At 66.1% G+C, this 2,092-nt stretch carries 2 protein-coding genes and 1 pseudogene; all 3 read left to right on the top strand.

Going from position 1 to position 2,092, the window contains the following annotated elements; genetic code table 11:
• A partial coding sequence (locus tag BN903_RS14730) for a dihydrofolate reductase family protein (RefSeq protein WP_048078448.1) occupies positions 1-501 on the top strand: 501 nt, incomplete at its 5' end.
• A gap of 249 nt (positions 502-750) precedes the next feature.
• Complete coding sequence (locus tag BN903_RS14725; RefSeq protein WP_048078447.1) at positions 751-1,674, top strand: coiled-coil protein; 924 nt, start codon at positions 751-753, stop codon at positions 1,672-1,674.
• A gap of 192 nt (positions 1,675-1,866) precedes the next feature.
• Positions 1,867-2,092: pseudogene (locus BN903_RS14720) on the top strand (signal peptide peptidase SppA); the annotation flags it as partial.

Here is a 2,092-nt window from a genome sequence, read left to right as displayed (position 1 = left end):
CTCGACGAGGAGGACCGCCGCGTCGAGCGCCTGCGGAACGGCCGACCGGGAGACCCGGCCCGCGTCGTGGTCGATTCCACCGGACGCACCCCGACCGACGCCCGGATCTTGGATGACGCGGCGACGACGTATCTGCTCGTCTCGGAGGCGACCGACCGGGAACGTCGCGAGGCGCTCGCCGACGCGGGCGCGGAGGTGATCGTCGCCGGCGAGGAGCGCGTCGACATCGGGGCGGGGGTGGAGAAGCTCGCGGACCGCGGCGTCGACCGCCTGATGGTCGAGGGGGGCGGCGAGGTGATCTTCTCGTGTTTCGAGGCCGGCGTCGTCGACGAACTCCACGTCTACGTCGGCTCCATGGTCGTCGGCGGGCGCGACGCGCCCACGCTGGCGGACGGGAGCGGGTTCATCGAGGCGTTCCCCGACCTGACGCTCACGGACGTGGAGCGGCTCGACGACGGGGTCGTCCTCTCGTACGACGTCGAGGACGACGACGGCTCGTAGCGGGGCCGGACGGCGGTGGACTATCCGTGTGAACTGTAACCACGGAGATCGGGCGGTACACGGGCCGTGCCACCGGTGTACACGAAAATCACCGAAGTATTTATGTATCGCCCGGGGATAGTTGCTGATACCAGAACGCCTCTGGCGCTGGTGGAATCGCACGCTGAAATGAACGGGAGTTCTTGCAGACGGCCCGACGCACCACAGCGAGCGGTCGCTATCGCCGGAGCGGTGATGGAGAGATAACAAATGGTAACGAAAGAAGAAGTCATCGAGCAGTACGACGTGGAACCGATGGACGAGGCGGACAACGTGGACCTTTCTGAGGACGACTTGGAGAACGGCTCCAAGGGGCAGCTCATCAAACGCGCCGGTCAGCTGCGAGACCGACGTAACGAGCTGAACCAGATGGCCTCCGAGCGCGCGTCCAAGCGCGACGACCTCAACGCGAAGACCCGCGAGAAGGTCGACGAGGCCCAGGAACACCGCGAGAACCGCGACGAGCTCAACGAGCAGGTCCAGGAACACAAGGACAAACGCAACGAGCTCAACGCCGAGGCCAACGAGCTGTTCGACGAGGTCGAGGAGCTCAAACAGGACCTCGAACTCGGCTCCGGCAAGTCCATCGAGGAGCTCGAAGAGGAGATCGAGGACCTGGAGTTCCGTCAGCAGACGGAGGTCCTCGACGCGGAAGACGAGCGCGAGCTGATCGAGAAGATCGACGACAAACGCGAGAAGCTCGCCGAGAAGAAGGAGAAGGTCGACGACACGAGCGAACTCGACGACCTCGTCGAGGAGGCCGAGGAGGTCCGCTCCGAGGCGTCCCAGCACCACCAGAAGGTGACGGAGCTCGCGGACAAGGCCCAAGAGCACCACAACCAGATGATCGAGGCCTACCGCGAGGCCGACGACATCCGCGACGAGGCCGACGAGATGCACGAGCTGTTCGTCGAGGCCCAGGAGGCGGCCGACCGCCACCACGAGGACTTCGTCCGCGTCCAGAAGCGACTGCGCGAACTCGACAAGAAGGAGGAGGAAGAGCGTCAGGACGAGCGCGCCGAGAAGCGCGAAGAGGAGAAGGAAGAGGCCGAGGAGATCTATCAGAAGTTCAAGGAGGGCGAGACGCTCGACACCGAGGACCTGATGAAGCTCCAGAAGACCGGCCTCCTGTAAGCCGGCGATTTCGACGGTTCCGACGCGGTTTTTCTGCGGCTTTTCGCACGAACAGCGTCGCAGCCGGCCACGGCCCCGCGCACCGATCGACTGCGGCTCCGTATGCCGGTCGACTGCGGCTCCGTATGCCAGTCGACTGCGGCTCCGCACGCTAGCCACGGCTTATAAACGCGTGCGACGCCAACCGTCGGTATGGACGACGCGCCGACGAACGGACGGAAGGGGTTGCTCGTGGCTGCCGCGGTGGGCGCGGCGACGACGATCGCGGGCCGCGCGGTTCTCTCGCGGCTCACCGGCGGTCGGTTCGGCGACACCGAGACGTACAACACCGCGAAGGTGACCGTGTCGGGACCGATCCGACGGAGCCAAGGGCGACCGTCGCCGCTGTCGGGCCCGGGCGGCGCGACCGCGGACGACG

Source organism: Halorubrum sp. AJ67, assembly GCF_000513435.1.
Note: the sequence above shows the minus strand (reverse complement) of the source record. Positions and strands in the feature narration are given on the sequence as shown.

Excerpts from the sequence above, each read along its gene's own strand:
- BN903_RS14725 (WP_048078447.1), top strand. The coding sequence starts at position 751 with ATGGTAACGAAAGAAGAAGTCATCGAGCAGTACGACGTGGAACCGATG.